19 protein-coding genes are annotated in these 14,152 nt (G+C 52.8%); 10 read left to right on the top strand and 9 right to left on the bottom strand.

Translation table 11 applies throughout. The annotated features are described in order from the left end of the window. Positions 1-3: 3 nt before the first annotated feature. The 6 genes from fliO to WFO64_RS07730 all read left to right on the top strand — a co-directional run bounded on the left by fliO (position 4) and on the right by WFO64_RS07730 (position 5,322). Positions 4-402, top strand: a complete 399-nt coding sequence (gene fliO / locus WFO64_RS07755) for a flagellar biosynthetic protein FliO (RefSeq protein WP_337010418.1) — start codon at positions 4-6, stop codon at positions 400-402. Further along, positions 402-1,133, top strand: coding sequence for a flagellar type III secretion system pore protein FliP (fliP, locus tag WFO64_RS07750; RefSeq protein WP_031593200.1), 732 nt, complete (start codon positions 402-404; stop codon positions 1,131-1,133). Before fliO ends, fliP begins: the two co-directional genes overlap by 1 nt. Before the next feature lie 24 nt (positions 1,134-1,157). Then, positions 1,158-1,427, top strand: coding sequence for a flagellar biosynthesis protein FliQ (gene fliQ, locus WFO64_RS07745; RefSeq protein WP_003854466.1), 270 nt, complete (start codon positions 1,158-1,160; stop codon positions 1,425-1,427). Beyond that, positions 1,427-2,212: a flagellar biosynthetic protein FliR gene (gene fliR / locus WFO64_RS07740; RefSeq protein ID WP_337010416.1), complete on the top strand. Its 786-nt coding sequence runs from the start codon at positions 1,427-1,429 to the stop codon at positions 2,210-2,212. The genes fliQ and fliR overlap by 1 nt, the downstream gene beginning before the upstream one ends. A gap of 626 nt (positions 2,213-2,838) precedes the next feature. After that, positions 2,839-3,474 carry a transcriptional regulator RcsA gene (gene rcsA / locus WFO64_RS07735; RefSeq protein WP_013358291.1) on the top strand — a complete coding sequence of 212 codons (636 nt, stop codon included), beginning with the start codon at positions 2,839-2,841 and terminating at the stop codon, positions 3,472-3,474. 141 nt (positions 3,475-3,615) lie between these two features. Further along, positions 3,616-5,322, top strand: coding sequence for a methyl-accepting chemotaxis protein (locus tag WFO64_RS07730; protein WP_337010414.1), 1,707 nt, complete (start codon positions 3,616-3,618; stop codon positions 5,320-5,322). Between the two features lie 107 nt (positions 5,323-5,429). On the opposite strand, the gene dsrB is transcribed toward WFO64_RS07730, so the two are convergent. Both dsrB and WFO64_RS07720 read right to left on the bottom strand, forming a co-directional pair. Then, positions 5,430-5,624 (bottom strand): protein DsrB, encoded by a 195-nt coding sequence (gene dsrB / locus WFO64_RS07725; RefSeq protein WP_337010411.1) that lies wholly within the window; start codon positions 5,622-5,624, stop codon positions 5,430-5,432. Between the two features lie 65 nt (positions 5,625-5,689). Further along, positions 5,690-5,848, bottom strand: a complete 159-nt coding sequence (locus WFO64_RS07720) for a YqaE/Pmp3 family membrane protein (protein ID WP_003854456.1) — start codon at positions 5,846-5,848, stop codon at positions 5,690-5,692. 316 nt (positions 5,849-6,164) lie between these two features. On the opposite strand from WFO64_RS07720, the gene WFO64_RS07715 reads away from it, so the two are divergent. The 3 genes from WFO64_RS07715 to WFO64_RS07705 all read left to right on the top strand — a co-directional run bounded on the left by WFO64_RS07715 (position 6,165) and on the right by WFO64_RS07705 (position 8,793). Next, on the top strand, positions 6,165-6,395 hold the full coding sequence (locus tag WFO64_RS07715; RefSeq protein WP_337010409.1) for a DUF2525 domain-containing protein: 231 nt from the start codon (positions 6,165-6,167) through the stop codon (positions 6,393-6,395). Between the two features lie 355 nt (positions 6,396-6,750). Next, complete coding sequence (locus WFO64_RS07710; protein WP_337010407.1) at positions 6,751-7,542, top strand: mannosyl-3-phosphoglycerate phosphatase-related protein; 792 nt, start codon at positions 6,751-6,753, stop codon at positions 7,540-7,542. A gap of 30 nt (positions 7,543-7,572) precedes the next feature. Continuing rightward, positions 7,573-8,793 (top strand): glycosyl transferase, encoded by a 1,221-nt coding sequence (locus WFO64_RS07705; RefSeq protein WP_003854447.1) that lies wholly within the window; start codon positions 7,573-7,575, stop codon positions 8,791-8,793. A gap of 85 nt (positions 8,794-8,878) precedes the next feature. On the opposite strand, the gene WFO64_RS07700 is transcribed toward WFO64_RS07705, so the two are convergent. From WFO64_RS07700 to WFO64_RS07680, 5 genes are all read right to left on the bottom strand, one after another. Further along, positions 8,879-9,058, bottom strand: a complete 180-nt coding sequence (locus WFO64_RS07700) for a YodC family protein (RefSeq protein WP_337010405.1) — start codon at positions 9,056-9,058, stop codon at positions 8,879-8,881. Positions 9,059-9,254: 196 nt separating this feature from the next. Then, on the bottom strand, positions 9,255-9,392 hold the full coding sequence (locus WFO64_RS07695; RefSeq protein WP_337010532.1) for a hypothetical protein: 138 nt from the start codon (positions 9,390-9,392) through the stop codon (positions 9,255-9,257). A gap of 34 nt (positions 9,393-9,426) precedes the next feature. Continuing rightward, on the bottom strand, positions 9,427-10,338 hold the full coding sequence (locus WFO64_RS07690; RefSeq protein WP_337010403.1) for a DUF808 domain-containing protein: 912 nt from the start codon (positions 10,336-10,338) through the stop codon (positions 9,427-9,429). A 4-nt stretch (positions 10,339-10,342) separates the two neighbouring features. Beyond that, positions 10,343-10,624, bottom strand: coding sequence for a hypothetical protein (locus WFO64_RS07685; RefSeq protein WP_337010401.1), 282 nt, complete (start codon positions 10,622-10,624; stop codon positions 10,343-10,345). A gap of 51 nt (positions 10,625-10,675) precedes the next feature. After that, complete coding sequence (locus tag WFO64_RS07680) at positions 10,676-11,155, bottom strand: very short patch repair endonuclease (RefSeq protein ID WP_337010399.1); 480 nt, start codon at positions 11,153-11,155, stop codon at positions 10,676-10,678. A 187-nt stretch (positions 11,156-11,342) separates the two neighbouring features. Between WFO64_RS07680 and dcm the strand changes: the two genes are divergently transcribed. Beyond that, positions 11,343-12,719, top strand: a complete 1,377-nt coding sequence (dcm, locus tag WFO64_RS07675; protein ID WP_337010398.1) for a DNA (cytosine-5-)-methyltransferase — start codon at positions 11,343-11,345, stop codon at positions 12,717-12,719. Between the two features lie 275 nt (positions 12,720-12,994). On the opposite strand, the gene WFO64_RS07670 is transcribed toward dcm, so the two are convergent. Continuing rightward, entirely contained in the window at positions 12,995-13,276 is a 282-nt protein-coding gene (locus WFO64_RS07670) for an Arc family DNA-binding protein (RefSeq protein ID WP_337010396.1), read from the bottom strand. Positions 13,277-13,347: 71 nt separating this feature from the next. Then, on the bottom strand, positions 13,348-14,052 hold the full coding sequence (locus WFO64_RS07665; protein WP_337010394.1) for a phosphohydrolase: 705 nt from the start codon (positions 14,050-14,052) through the stop codon (positions 13,348-13,350). Positions 14,053-14,152: the final 100 nt, after the last annotated feature.

Genomic DNA, 14,152 nt, shown 5'->3' with positions numbered 1-14,152 from the left:
AATATGAATAGCCAGAATCAAACGCTGCAACCGGCTGTACCGCATGCTCAGGCGATCTCGACCGGCTCCATGCTGGCACAGGTCAGCAGCGTGTTAGCGGTGATTATCTTATTGATTCTGGCCTGCGCCTGGCTGGCACGCCGTGTCGGCTTCGCGCCGAAAAAGGTCAGCAGCCAGGAGCTTAAACTCACAGCCAGCGTCTCAGTGGGCCAGCGTGAGCGAGTGGTGATTGTCGATACCGCCGATGCCCGTCTGGTACTGGGCATCACCGCTCAGCAGATTACGCATCTGCATACTCTGCCGCCGGGTCAGCCGGTCTCTTTGACCCCGGTTAACAGTGCGCCACAGGATTTTCGTCAACTGTTACAGAACCTGGTTAAACGTCCCGGAAAACCACAATGATGCGTCGACTGCTTCCTTTACTGCCACTGCTGTTACTGGCACCGGTTGCCCATGCTCAGTTGCCTGGCCTGGTGAGTCACTCGCTGCCGAATGGCGGTCAGAGCTGGTCACTGCCGGTACAGACGCTGGTTTTTATCACTGCGCTGACCTTTATTCCGGCCGTGCTGCTGATGATGACCAGTTTCACCCGTATCATCATTGTGTTTGGTTTACTGCGTAACGCCCTGGGCACGCCGTCGGCTCCGCCTAACCAGGTGCTGCTTGGACTGTCGCTGTTTCTGACCTTTTTTATTATGGCGCCGACCTTCGACAAAATTTATCAGGACGCCTATCTGCCGTTCAGCCAGGACAAGATCAGCATGGATGTGGCGATTGATAAAGGCGCCCAGCCGCTGCGTGAATTTATGTTACGTCAGACCCGCGAAGCAGATTTAGCCCTGTTTGCCCGGCTGGCGAATACCGCCCCGATTGCCGGTCCTGAAGCCGTCCCGATGCGTATTCTGCTGCCCGCCTATGTCACCAGCGAGCTGAAAACCGCCTTTCAGATTGGCTTTACCGTATTTATCCCGTTCCTGATCATCGACCTGGTCGTTGCCAGCGTCCTGATGGCGTTGGGCATGATGATGGTACCGCCAGCGTCTATCGCGCTGCCGTTTAAACTGATGCTGTTTGTTCTGGTCGATGGCTGGCAACTGCTGGTCGGTTCGCTGGCACAAAGCTTCTACTCCTGATCCCCCTTTTTACCGGAGCAACATATGACACCCGAATCAGTAATGGTAATGGGACAGGAAGCGATGCGCGTCGCCCTGATGCTGGCCGCCCCGCTGCTGCTGGCCGCACTGGTCAGCGGTTTGCTGATCAGCCTGATCCAGGCTGCGACCCAGGTCAACGAACAAACCTTATCCTTTATTCCTAAGATCCTGGCGGTTGCCACCACCGGTATCATTGCCGGCCCGTGGATGCTGAATCTGCTGCTGGACTATATCCGTACCGTCTTTACCAACCTGCCTTACATCATCGGCTGATGATTACTCTCGACAGCAGCCAGCTGGTGCAGTGGGTCAGCCAGTTCTTCTGGCCATTGGTGCGCATCATGGCGTTATTCGCCACTGCGCCAATCCTCAATGAACGATCCGTCAGCAAACGTGTCAAAATCGGTCTGGCGGTGATGATCACATGGCTGCTGATGCCGCTGTTACCTGCGGTCAATGTCACCCTGTTTTCGCCTGCTGGCTTCCTGCTGCTGATTCAGCAGATGCTGATTGGTATCGCGCTTGGCTTCACCATGCAGTTCGCTTTTGCTGCCGTGCGCCTTGCCGGGGAAGTGATTGGATTGCAGATGGGGATCTCGTTCGCCACCTTTTTCGATCCTGGCAGCCGTCTTAACATGCCGGTTCTGGCCCGTTTTCTCGACATGCTGGCGATGTTGCTGTTTCTGACCTTTAACGGTCACCTGTGGCTGATCTCGCTACTGGCGGACAGTTTTCATACACTGCCGATTGGCGGTCAGCCGCTAAATGCCAATGCGTTTATGGCGCTGGTGAAATCGGGCGGATTAATTTTCCTTAATGGCATGATGTTAGCGCTACCCTTAATCGTTTTATTACTCATGGTCAATCTGGTCCTGGGTTTGTTAAACCGTGTTTCACCACAGCTATCCATCTTCGCAATTGGCTTCCCGATTACCTTATCAGTCGGAATTTTAACCATCAGCTTGCTGATGCCCCTTCTCGCCCCGTTCTGTGAGCATTTGTTCGGTGAAATATTTGATTTACTCGCCCTGTTCCTGACAGAACTATCCCGTCCCTGAACATTAAGTTTCTAACTATCTTTGCATAACGACACTTAAGTATTGCAAAACCATCCGTGCATTTTCCGCACCATGTTTTCCAGAATGCAACTAAGGAAATTCTGATAAATGTGCAGAGAGTCTGAAAATAATTCTTATTAAACCGGGCTTCGCGTATTTTAGTTGGGTGGTTCACAGAAGCGGTCAGTCTGTGAATGCGCTGGCAAAAAAGGCAATATACTGAATTTAAAAGAAAAAAATCTTTAGGTGATTTTTCTTGTTAAAAAATGTTTTTTCCGGCATTGTCAACGCACGCTGAGACATCACACTTTCGTAAAACAAATGTTTTTGAGAATTGTCCTATCAGAAAGCGCCGTGTTTTCAGGGATAGTGACATCGCTCCCAAAAATGCGTCTTACTTAATCTCTGGCTGTTCACTGGCATTCTCCGCCGTTGCCGGAGAATGGGTGACGTCATGGCAGCACAAATTTTTTGCAGATCGGGTCAGGGATGAAGACTTTTACGGGCGGTTGCCTGTTGCCAAACTGCACGAGCAGAATAAAAAAGTACCTAAGAAATCTCTCTCGTACCGCAACGCGTATTCATCGTTGATTTAAACGGATAACAAATTGGTGAGGGTTGCTATTATGCCAACTATTATTATGGATTCCTGTAACTACACACGCCTGGGATTATCAGACTATATGTCTTCAAAGGGAGTTAAGAAGAAAAATATCTCTTCTGTCTCCGATATTGAGCAACTACAGCAGAAATGTGAGCAATTAAATCCTGGTGTCGTCTTTATTAATGAAGATTGTTTCATTCATGAATCAGATTCCAGCGAACGTATCCGCAGCATTATTACGCAGCATCCTGACACGCTGTTCTTTATTTTCATGGCGATTAGTAATATCCATTTTGAGGAATATCTCTACGTTCGTAAGAACCTGATTATTACGTCAAAATCGATGAAGACATCGACGCTGGATTCCTTACTCAGCACCTATTTGCAGAAGAAGCTTAACCAGTCTGCACGCATCTCTTCGGGCATGGATGTTCATCCATTAACGCTGAGCCAGACTGAGTCAAACATGCTGAAGATGTGGATGTCGGGTCATGATACCATCCAGATCTCAGATAAAATGCAAATTAAGGCCAAAACGGTATCGTCACACAAAGGTAATATTAAACGTAAAATTAAAACCCATAATAAGCAGGTTATTTATCATGTGGTACGTTTAACCGATAATGTGACCTCAGGTATTTACGTTAATATTCGCTGATCATGTTACCTGAAAAGCCGGCCTTTATGGCCGGTTTTCTTTTGCTCTGAATTGCGATCTAAGTCTCACTCTTCCTGCTAAGCCTTTACTCTCTTTTGCCGATGTTAAGCCCTATAACAACAGCCTCAAGAGAGCAAGGAAATGAATACTGCATTAGATAATGATGGACAGAAAAGCGCGGGCATATGGCAGAATATCCGCCTGGTGCCCCTGTTTAGCCTCATCTTCAGCGGCATTTTGCTGCTGTTCGCACTCTGTATTGGTCTCGCCAGTTACTTTCTGATTTCAAGCAATCACTCCCTCGATGATGCCACGGACGAAATTCAGGTTCGTATGGGCCTCTCTAACAGTTCAAACCACCTGCGTACGGCGCGTCTGACCATTATTCATGCAGGTGCTGCCGCGCGTATTGGTGAAATGGATGAGTTTCGCGCCAACATTGCTGCTGCCGAGAAACGTATTCAACAGGCAAAAGATGGCTTTGCGTTCTATCAGGCGCGCGAAGTGAAGACAGCTGGAGACACTGAACTGGATGCCACGCTTCAGACACGCTTCAACGATTACATTAACAAAGGCCTGATACCGATGATTAATGCCGGTAAGCAGGGCAGCTTTGAAGGCATCATCGCTCAGGAGACGGACGTTACGCGCAAGCTGGATGACGACTATAACACCGTGTTACTAAAGGCGATCAAGATCCGTACGGACCGGGCCAATGCCATAACCGCCGAAGCCGATCAACAGTCGCGCATCGGCTTTATCGCCATGGCCGTAGCGTTTAGCGCCGCGCTGGTGCTGGTATTGCTGACCTTTGTCTTCCTGCGCCGCGTGGTGATTAATCCGCTGCGTCAGTCGGTGCTGCGTATTGAGCGCATTGCGCAGGGGGACCTGACCTCCACTCCCCTGCCCCACGGCCGCAGCGAGATCGGTACACTAATCCACAATCTGCAGCTGATGCAGCAGGCGCTGGTGACCACCGTCGGCACCGTGCGTGAAGGCGCCGTTGCGATTTACCAGGGGTCCAGCGAAATTTCAGCCGGTAATACCGATCTCTCTTCACGCACCGAGCAGCAGGCTGCGGCTCTGGAGCAGACCGCCGCCAGCATGGAACAGCTTACCGCCACGGTGAAGCAGAACGCCGATAATGCGCATCATGCCAGCCAGCTTGCCGCAGATGCCTCTGGCAAAGCGCGCAGCGGTGGTGAGCTGGTCAGCAGCGTTGTGAAAACCATGACCAACATTTCCGGCAGCTCGAAGAAGATTGCTGAGATCACTAACGTCATTAACAGCATTGCGTTTCAGACCAATATCCTGGCGCTGAACGCGGCGGTTGAAGCAGCACGTGCCGGTGAGCAGGGCCGTGGCTTTGCAGTGGTGGCCAGCGAAGTGCGCAGCCTTGCCCAGCGCAGTGCGCAGGCAGCCAAAGAGATTGAATCCCTGATTGCTGAGTCGGTCACACTGATCAATGACGGTTCACATCAGGTTGGCGCAGCCGGTAGCACCATGGATGAAATTGTCGAAGCAGTACGGCGCGTTACCGATATTATGTCGGAGATTGCGGCGGCATCGGACGAGCAGAGCCGCGGTATTCAGCAGGTGAGCCAGGCGGTCACCGAGATGGATAACGTCACCCAGCAGAACGCCTCGCTGGTGGAAGAAGCCTCAGCCGCAGCGGCCTCGCTGGAAGATCAGGCGGCTAAACTGACGCAGGCGGTGGCAGCCTTCCGCCTGCAGGATTCGCCGGCCACCGCGGGTGTGGTTGCTCGTCCCCCTTCACCGCTCAAAACACCGGCTCTGACACCCCGTCCGGCCCTGGCGGGCAGCAGCGATAACTGGGAAACGTTCTAAACGCATGCCGGTTAACCTTCAGCGGTGACTCTGGAGGCTTAATCTCCGGCAGCAAAAAGCCGCCTTCCCGCCATGCGGAAAGACGGCTTTTTTATTGCGCGTCGGACTCATGCTTCGTGGTAAGGCTCCACGAAAATGCCATTCGGCTGGTGCAGCTCATTAAAAAACCAGATGCCCAGCGGATAATCTTCCAGCGCCACCAGGAACATGGTGCCTTCATTAAACGGTTCCATAGCCAGAATGGTGCCAACGCGACGCGGGCCGCCATCGGTTTTGACGCTGACGCGGTCATTTACCTTCATTATTTCGGTTCTCCTGATTATTTACTGAATACAGTCTAAACGAAGAACCGAGGCGATGCAGCGCGTTAGCGGCGGGCAATGACCCAGACGGCGTGGATAATCCCAGGGATATAACCACAGATCGTCAGCAGGATATTCAGCCAGAAGGCGCCGCCAAACCCAACCTGCATAAATACGCCCAGCGGTGGCAGCAAAATCGCGATAATAATTCTTAAGATGTCCATAACCATTCCTTTAGGTATTGATAAAAATCAGCTTTATCACCAACTATAGCCGAATCTGCTCTGATCTGGCGAAAAGTCAGGTAAATCTGAGTAAGTGTATACTTTTACAATGTCTTAACATTACACCGCAAGACTTCTTACGCGCCTGGCCTTTACACTTCTCCCACTGCGCCACTCCCATAGGTGCAGCCAACCTATAAGTAACAAGGATTTTGCCCGCGCAGCGCGGGCTTTTTTTTGTCTGCGATCTGCCCGCCTCCACCTTTCTGCACCGCGTTCTATACTGATTATTCTGTTTGCTCTCAGGAGTCTGAAAATGACAGACAAAAAGCAGCATAATAGTGAGCCGTCCGATCTGCAGGTTGATGTCGAGGGCTTACTGGCGGCCATTCAGGCCAGAACGCCTGGGGAGGTACGGGAGTATATGGAGCACGATCAGACGCCGCGGCTGGAAATTGAAGGCCGGGTTTTCCACTCCTATACCGAACTGGCGGAGGCGTTTGAAATCGACATTTGTGATTATCGCGCCTATGAAGCTAACCGCTGAAATCGATTTCAAAAAAATACCCGGCGCGATGGCCGGGTAAAAAATTCAATTCGTTACACCAGGGAATTCTTAACACCTCTGCAGATTACGCTATCTCCTGGCTGAAACAAGTATCAGATATGCACTTTTCTGTAACATAGCTGGTAATTAGGGAACCGCCGTTACCGAAAACACCGCGCCGGACAGCCACTTAGCGCCAGTACACCTCTTGCATCCCCACTTTTAATGTCATTTCTTTTTAAGAATTATCCTGGATGTTCAGCCAGCGTGGGAGGAACTAAAGTGAGCGCCATATTCAACTATAATATTGAAAAATCGCTGCTTTAGCCGTGAATGTGATGAAAGGAGCCTGTCAATGCCCGATCTTCAACAACCGTTAATGATTATTACCGATCTGGATGGTTCATTACTTGACCATCATACCTATCGCTGGGATGCGGCCACCGAATGGCTCACCGCCCTGAAGGAGCATACTGTTCCGCTGGTGATCTGCTCCAGCAAAACGGCAGCCGAGATTATCCCGCTACAAAAAAGGCTCGGCATCAATGATTCACCGTTTATTGCTGAGAATGGTGCCGTGGTGCAGACCCGCGATCAGCAGCGGGTTCGCCTGCCCGATAGCACGCTGACTTATAACGCCATCTGTCAGCGGCTGGCCACCTTAAAAACAGATTACCGTTTTACCGGTTTTCATGATTTCTCTGATGCTGAAGTGGCTTCGATGACCGGCCTGAGTGAGGCAGATGCGGCACTGTCACGGCAACGTGACGCTTCAGAAGTGATTGTCTGGCGCGACAGTGATGCGGCATTTGACCCGTTCCATGATGCACTGCGTGCTGAAGGGCTGGCACTGACCCAGGGCGGACGCTTCTGGCATGTGATGCCAGCGGGCTGCGGCAAAGGCGACGCACTGCGCTGGCTGCTGGACCACGCATCCGGTGAGGCACACACGACAATCGGACTGGGTGACGGGCCTAATGACGCCCCGATGCTGGATGCAGTTGATTATGCGGTGGTGATCAAGGGCTACAGCAAAACACCGGTAACGCTCAGCCGTACCGATCAACAGCAGGTCTATCACACCGCTCACCGTGGCCCCGAGGGCTGGCGTGAAGGGCTGGACTATTTTTTGATTCAACCTCAATGAGCTGCCCACGGGCATTAAAAGGATGATGCGATGAGTGACTTTTATCAGAATGGCGTAATCACCAACTTCCACAACCTCACCCACCGTAGCGTGGAGTCGCTGGAAAAAGAGATGGTACGCTTTGCCCGCAAACGCAAAATGGGGCTGATCCTGCCATCGCTGTTTTCCGAACTTGAAGGCCCGGCGCTGACGAAAATCGTCGATGAGCTGGCTAAAGTACCCTATCTGGATGAAATTGTGATTGGTCTGGATCGTGCCGACCGCGACCAGTTCCTGTTTGCCCGAGAGTTCTTCTCCCGCCTGCCGCAACGGCATCGCATTCTGTGGAATGATGGCCCGCGTCTGAAGGCGATTGATGCGGAATTGGATAAAGAGGGTCTGTCACCCACCAATCCTGGCAAAGGGCGCAACGTCTGGTTCTGCACCGGCTATACGCTGGCGTCAGACCGGACCAGCTGTGTGGCGCTGCATGACTGCGATATCGTCACCTATGAGCGCGGGATGCTGGCTCGCCTGCTCTACCCCCTGGCAAACCCGGCATTTCAGTATGAGTTCTGTAAGGGCTTTTATGCGCGTGTAGCGGATGGCAAGCTTAATGGACGCGTGGGCCGTCTGCTGGTCGGGCCGCTGCTGCGCTCGCTGCAGAAAGTGTATGGCCATTCAGAATATCTGGATTACCTGTCGAGCTTCCGCTATCCGCTCTCCGGGGAGTTCGCCATGCGGACGCATGTGCTAAACGGGATTAAAATTCCCGGCGACTGGGGGCTGGAAATTGGCGTGCTGTCGGAGATTTACCGTAACTACACTACCCGTCAGTCGTGCCAGGTTGAGATCGCCGACAACTACGATCACAAACATCAGCCGCTGGCTGAGGATGATGGCACCGGCGGCCTGAAGCGCATGAGCAGCGATATTGTTCAGTCACTGCTGCGTAAGCTCGCCACGATGGGTGTGCCGCTGACCAGCGACTCGTTCCGGGTGCTAAAGGCGACCTATTACCGTAATGCGCTGGATATGATGGAGACTTATAACCACGAGGCGGCGATGAACGGGCTGAAATTTGATCAGCATGTCGAAGAGGCCGCGGTAGAGATGTTCACCCAGTCTATTCTTGAAGCGGGACAGGCCTTTATTGAGCGTCCTAATGATAAGCCTTTTATACCCAGCTGGAGCCGCGTACAGTCAGCCTTCCCGGATGTTTTGCAGCGTATCTATCAAGCGGTTGAAGAGGATAACGACGGTAACGTTTGACACGGGGCGGCACAGAGAATGTGCCGGACCACAGGAAAACAGAAAGCGGGCCTGGCGGGTCGCACGACTCCAGGCCTGATGCTCATCAGCTCACCCGTTGCTGCGCGGGGTTCAGAGCGCAAAGTTCATCGCTACGAAAAGCTTCGCTGCGCACGGCATAGCCATCATACCAGCGGCACTCCACCATGCCACTCGCGTAGCCGGTCACCACCATGGTGTGCCCCTCTTCCTTGTGCTGCACTTCTTCACTGATTGCGAAAGTCATGTTGCTCTCCTTTTATTAACCTGTGTGTTATTCACCTGGGTGACTATTTTCTTTATAGCAGGTGAGTCAGGTTCCTGCCTGTTAAGGCACGCAAAAATAGGGCAAATTCAGAATTAATCAGAGAGATAGGCGGAAAATAAAAAAAGCGGATAAAACCTATTATCCGCTTTGATGAGATGAAGTGATGGTGCTGACGTCAGATTTTACAGCCTTCGCAATCGGCTTCGTCACCGAGATCATCCGGCACTTCGCTGGCTTTTTTCTGCGCTTTCGCTTCAGCCTGCTCAAGTTGAGCATCGATATCAAATTCAAACATGTCGTCGTTCATCGTCATTCTCCTGACTCCTGACCGTAAATCACAGTGCGCTTTATACCGATTTTCCGCGCACTCTGGCAATAAGGTTAACCACTAACAGCACGATCGACCCAATGATAAAACCGAGCACCAGGTTGGCGCCGTTGCTGAGCAGCATGGCGATCCAGCCGCTGAAGCCGTTGCTGACTTCTTCGATCAGATGATGCAGCGGCGTGATACCGTGCACCACGATACCGCCGCCGACCAGGAACATAGCGATGGTGCCAACCACCGAGAGAATCTTCATTAGCCAGGGCGCGGCAGCCAGCAGCACGCTGCCGGTACCCTGCGCAAGACGGGAGGATTTTTCACGCAGCCAGAAGCCAAGGTCATCAATTTTTACGATGGCCGCCACGATGCCGTAAACACCAATAGTGACCAGAATGGCGATGCCCGCCAGGATAATGACCTGGTTGAGCAGCGGCGCTTCCGACACGATGCCTAAGGTAATCGCGACAATTTCCGCAGAGAGAATAAAATCGGTGCGTACCGCGCCTTTAATCTTCTTTTTTTCAAACTCTGCCGCATCCTGATTCGCCAGCGAATCGAGCCGCTGCTTGCGCGCTTCCGGTGATTTGCTCTGCTTATCCTGCTGCAGTGTGTGCATCACTTTTTCCACGCCTTCATAGCAGAGATAGGCACCGCCGATCATCAGCAACGGCGTAATCAGCCAGGGTGCAAACGCCGAGATGATTAGCGCCAGCGGCACCAGGATCAGTTTGTTAAGAAACGATCCCCTGGCAACGCCCCACACCACCGGCAGCTCACGATTGGCTTTCACGCCGGTGACCTGCTGAGCATTCAGCGACAGATCGTCACCCAGTACCCCAGCCGTCTTTTTCGCCGCCACTTTCCCCATGACGGAAATATCATCCAGAAGTGTTGCAATATCATCAAGTAAAGTCAGTAAACTGGTTCCCGCCAAAATCTTATCCTTCGTCTGGTTCGTTATGTTGACAACATGGGCAGCGCTCAATTTCCGTTACGGTCATCTCGGCGATCCCCTCACAATCCCACTCCACCCGTACTGTCTCACCTGCTGCTCCTTCAGCATGCAAATATTTGCTGACCGGGCTTTCGGTCATGCCAGTGATCTCCTCCGTGGCGATAAGTCTGTCGCCGCAATAGATCCGCGCGGTCGCTTTGGTGTTTACCATCCGCTCGTCACGAATCTGGTACAGACGTTTTACCGTCAGTTTTATGCTGCTCATTTCAGGCTCCTGGCCACGGAGAAAGGCAGATCTAACCAATTATGTCTGTGATTAGCAATCGGCGTTGTAATGATGAATGCCCTGATGGTCGATCTCGGTACTCACCGACATCGCCAGCAGCCACTCCTCCAGCCGCTCCAGCAGATCCTGATCCGCCAGGCGTAGTTTGCCACGTAGCGCACACTCCCAGATGATCAGAACTTTCCAGCCAGCCTCCTGTAGCTGGCGCACATAGCGCCGGTCGCGTTCAACATTGCTGCTGATTTTGCCGGTCCAGAATTCTGTGCGCGTCGCCGGCAGTTTAAACAGATAGCAGTGATGGCGATGCCAGAAGCAGCCGTGAACAAAAATAATCGCCTGGTGTTCTGTCAGAACAAAATCGGGGCGGCCCGGCAGGTTTTTATCCTGCACGCGAAAGCTGAAACCGCGGTCTTTCAGCAACAGCGCAATACGTTGCTCAATAACCGTATCCTGAGCGCGAATGGCACGCATATTTTTGCTGCGTATTTCGCTGGAGTGAACATCAGCCATAAACTCTCCTTTTTTGCTGGTTCTGTAACTTTAGTCTGCGCCACGAAAAGCGAAAGCCGCCGCCAGACGTCGGAAAAGGCGCCGCCCTGACAGAAGATTCCGGGGGGCTGATACAGGGCACATCCCGGCAATTTCCTCACTGCCTCAGGAGTGATAGCATAGGCGCCTTACTGTTAAGGAAAAACGCATGCATCCCGCCGCTCTCGCTGAACCATTCTCTGCTGCACTTCCATCTGCTGATGTGTCTGAACTCTTTGAGCAGGTGCTGGCAATCTATTCGGTTCGTGATCTCACATCTCGCCTACAACAGGCGGGATTTACCGGCTGGACGCCAGCCCTTATGAACAGGATTCGTCAGGGTAAATGCGCCCTGCCACAGCTGTGTGAGACGGAACTGTCACTGTTGCAAGGGCTGCTGCCGACCCGACCTGCCCATTATGATAATCCTGAATTTCGTTTTATCGATCTCTTTGCCGGGATTGGCGGCATTCGAAAAGGCTTCGAGGCGATCGGCGGCAAGTGTGTATTCTCCAGTGAATGGAATAAAGAGGCGGTTCGCACTTACAAAGCCAACCACTACAGCGATCCGCTGGAACATCACTTCAATACCGATATCCGTCAGATCACCCAGCCGGAAGGGCTGACCGACGATGAAGAGATCTACCGCGCGATTGATGCGGCGATCCCCGATCATCAGGTGCTGCTGGCCGGTTTCCCCTGCCAGCCCTTTTCGCTGGCGGGCGTCAGCAAGAAAAATGCGCTGGGCCGCGCTCACGGTTTTGAGTGCCAGGTGCAGGGCACACTGTTTTTCGATGTGGCCCGCATTCTGGCTGCCAAGAAGCCGCCGTTCTTTGTGCTGGAGAATGTGAAAAACCTCAAGAGCCATGATAAGGGCCGAACCTTCGCCATAATCATGGAAACGCTGGATGAGCTGGGTTATGACGTTGCGGATGCCGGCGCCAGCAGCCCGGATGCCAAAGTAATCGATGCGCGTCATTTCCTGCCCCAGCATCGAGAACGCATTGTGCTGGTCGGTATTCGCCGTGACCTTAAAAAGCAGGATTTTACGCTGCGCGATATCCGCCGTTTCTACCCGGCGCAGGTACCAAGCCTGCAGAGCCTGCTGGAACACGCACCTGACGACAAATATATTCTGTCGCCGGTGCTGTGGGGCTACCTCTACCAGTATGCGAAAAAACACAGAGCCAAAGGTAATGGCTTCGGCTTTGGCCTCAACGATCCCCGTAATCCTGACTGCTGCGTGCGTACGCTGTCAGCGCGTTACTACAAAGATGGCTCAGAGATTCTGATCGATCGCGGCTGGGACAGTTCGCTGGGCGAAGCGGATTTTCAGGATGCCGACAACATGGCGCGCCGACCGCGCCGTCTTTCCCCGCGCGAGTGCGCCCGCCTGATGGGCTTCGATGTGCCAGGCCACGAGCCGTTTCGCATTCCGGTTTCGGACACCCAGGCTTACAAGCAGTTTGGTAACTCGGTGGTGGTACCGGTGTTTGCGGCTGTGGCACAGCTGCTGCTGCCGCATATCCGTCAGCTAACGTCGTAATCGTTTTGCAATGAAAAATCCCTCTGCCGGCGGGGTTAAGGTTCTTGCTAAACTGCCCGGATTACCGGTGAGATCCGGCCTGCTCAGGGAGCAGGTCAGACCGGAAAGACGCAAAAACTGTCATCCATGACCGCTCAGACCGCACCGTCCATGGCGCGGAAAGCGTTTCTCCTCTGCCCCTGTTTCCTGGGCGTTGAATTTATACGTTGCGGCCAGATCGACCCAACTCCAGATATGCGAGAATAAAAAAACCCGTCTTGCGACGGGTTTCTGTTTTATTTCTTCTTCTTGCTCTGCTTCTTCAGTAGCAGGCGAATTTGCTTCAACTCCGTGGCGCTTAATCCCACGGCCTTCACGTCAGTTGCACTGGATACTTCAGCTGCCTCTTCGGTGATGTCCTGGTTATCAATTGCCGGATGTGGATGCGTATCCAGACTGGCCTGCAAACGCTGCACAATCTCCTGGCTCATCGAAATCTGGTTTTCCAGCGCCAGCTGTTTAATCGTTTCTTTCAACTCGGGATCAATTTTAATCGTCAAATTAACAGTGTCGGTCATCGGGCAGCTCCTTTTTGTTATTACTCCACGCTACCGGATGACTGTTTCGATTAAAATACGGTCATAAAAATTTAATATTCGGTACGCAACGGGGTGAAATCGCGCAATACGCCCTCATCCATACCCACCAGATTGCCCTGCAGCTCTGCGTAGAGCTTGGCCATATAGCGCACCAGGAAATCGGCGTTATGCTCAGCCAGCATGCGGCCTGTCTCGGTGTGCATCGTTTCCGGCAGACGCAACAGCTTTTTCTGGAAATGATCCAGCGTCCATTTGACATCATTCAGCTCGCGCTCTTTACCCAGCGGATCCTGGCTGTCGAATAACGGGCGATTCAGCACACCGGCGGTGTAGAAAACCCGCGCCAGCCCGATCGCGCCCAGCGACTCCAGCCGATCCGCATCCTGCACGATTTTGGCTTCCAGCGTCTGAGGTGCTATACCGGCGCTGAAACTGTGGGTTTTTACGGCATGCATTACGTCATCTATTCGTTCAGCAGGGAAATCGAGAAAATCCTGCCGCAAAATACGCTGGGTTTCCGTTGCGGCATAGGTGGAGGCAAGATGACGTTCCGGGTGATTCTTCGGGAGGTTTACCACATCGTGAAAGTAGCAGGCGGTGAGCACCACCAGCGGATCCGCGAGAGTGCCGGACATGATGCGCTGCGCGCTCATCCAGACGCGCCGCAGGTGGGCAATATCGTGTGCGCTGTCGTCGTGGATCCAGTTCGCCTGAAACCAGCTTTCGTAGCGAGATTGCCAGAGTGCGAGTGACATAATTTATCTCCCAGTAGTGTTCGACAGCAAAATCTCTGTCGCGATCAGTGCGCGAACGGCAAACCATCATAGCGACTGGCTAATGACACTTTTTTTACAG

Source organism: Pantoea sp. AS142 (assembly GCF_037152305.1).
Classification (GTDB): Bacteria; Pseudomonadota; Gammaproteobacteria; order Enterobacterales; family Enterobacteriaceae; genus Pantoea.
Note: the sequence above shows the minus strand (reverse complement) of the source record. Positions and strands in the feature narration are given on the sequence as shown.

Excerpts from the sequence above, each read along its gene's own strand:
- WFO64_RS07680 (WP_337010399.1), bottom strand. The coding sequence starts at position 11,155 with ATGGCTGATGTTCACTCCAGCGAAATACGCAGCAAAAATATGCGTGCC.
- rcsA (WP_013358291.1), top strand. The coding sequence starts at position 2,839 with ATGCCAACTATTATTATGGATTCCTGTAACTACACACGCCTGGGATTA.
- WFO64_RS07705 (WP_003854447.1), top strand. The coding sequence starts at position 7,573 with ATGAGTGACTTTTATCAGAATGGCGTAATCACCAACTTCCACAACCTC.
- WFO64_RS07700 (WP_337010405.1), bottom strand. The coding sequence starts at position 9,058 with ATGACTTTCGCAATCAGTGAAGAAGTGCAGCACAAGGAAGAGGGGCAC.
- dcm (WP_337010398.1), top strand. The coding sequence starts at position 11,343 with ATGCATCCCGCCGCTCTCGCTGAACCATTCTCTGCTGCACTTCCATCT.
- WFO64_RS07665 (WP_337010394.1), bottom strand. The coding sequence starts at position 14,052 with ATGTCACTCGCACTCTGGCAATCTCGCTACGAAAGCTGGTTTCAGGCG.
- WFO64_RS07710 (WP_337010407.1), top strand. The coding sequence starts at position 6,751 with ATGCCCGATCTTCAACAACCGTTAATGATTATTACCGATCTGGATGGT.
- dsrB (WP_337010411.1), bottom strand. The coding sequence starts at position 5,624 with ATGAAGGTAAATGACCGCGTCAGCGTCAAAACCGATGGCGGCCCGCGT.
- WFO64_RS07685 (WP_337010401.1), bottom strand. The coding sequence starts at position 10,624 with ATGAGCAGCATAAAACTGACGGTAAAACGTCTGTACCAGATTCGTGAC.
- WFO64_RS07715 (WP_337010409.1), top strand. The coding sequence starts at position 6,165 with ATGACAGACAAAAAGCAGCATAATAGTGAGCCGTCCGATCTGCAGGTT.
- WFO64_RS07695 (WP_337010532.1), bottom strand. The coding sequence starts at position 9,392 with ATGACGATGAACGACGACATGTTTGAATTTGATATCGATGCTCAACTT.
- fliR (WP_337010416.1), top strand. The coding sequence starts at position 1,427 with ATGATTACTCTCGACAGCAGCCAGCTGGTGCAGTGGGTCAGCCAGTTC.
- fliQ (WP_003854466.1), top strand. The coding sequence starts at position 1,158 with ATGACACCCGAATCAGTAATGGTAATGGGACAGGAAGCGATGCGCGTC.
- WFO64_RS07670 (WP_337010396.1), bottom strand. The coding sequence starts at position 13,276 with ATGACCGACACTGTTAATTTGACGATTAAAATTGATCCCGAGTTGAAA.
- WFO64_RS07720 (WP_003854456.1), bottom strand. The coding sequence starts at position 5,848 with ATGGACATCTTAAGAATTATTATCGCGATTTTGCTGCCACCGCTGGGC.
- fliP (WP_031593200.1), top strand. The coding sequence starts at position 402 with ATGCGTCGACTGCTTCCTTTACTGCCACTGCTGTTACTGGCACCGGTT.
- WFO64_RS07730 (WP_337010414.1), top strand. The coding sequence starts at position 3,616 with ATGAATACTGCATTAGATAATGATGGACAGAAAAGCGCGGGCATATGG.
- fliO (WP_337010418.1), top strand. The coding sequence starts at position 4 with ATGAATAGCCAGAATCAAACGCTGCAACCGGCTGTACCGCATGCTCAG.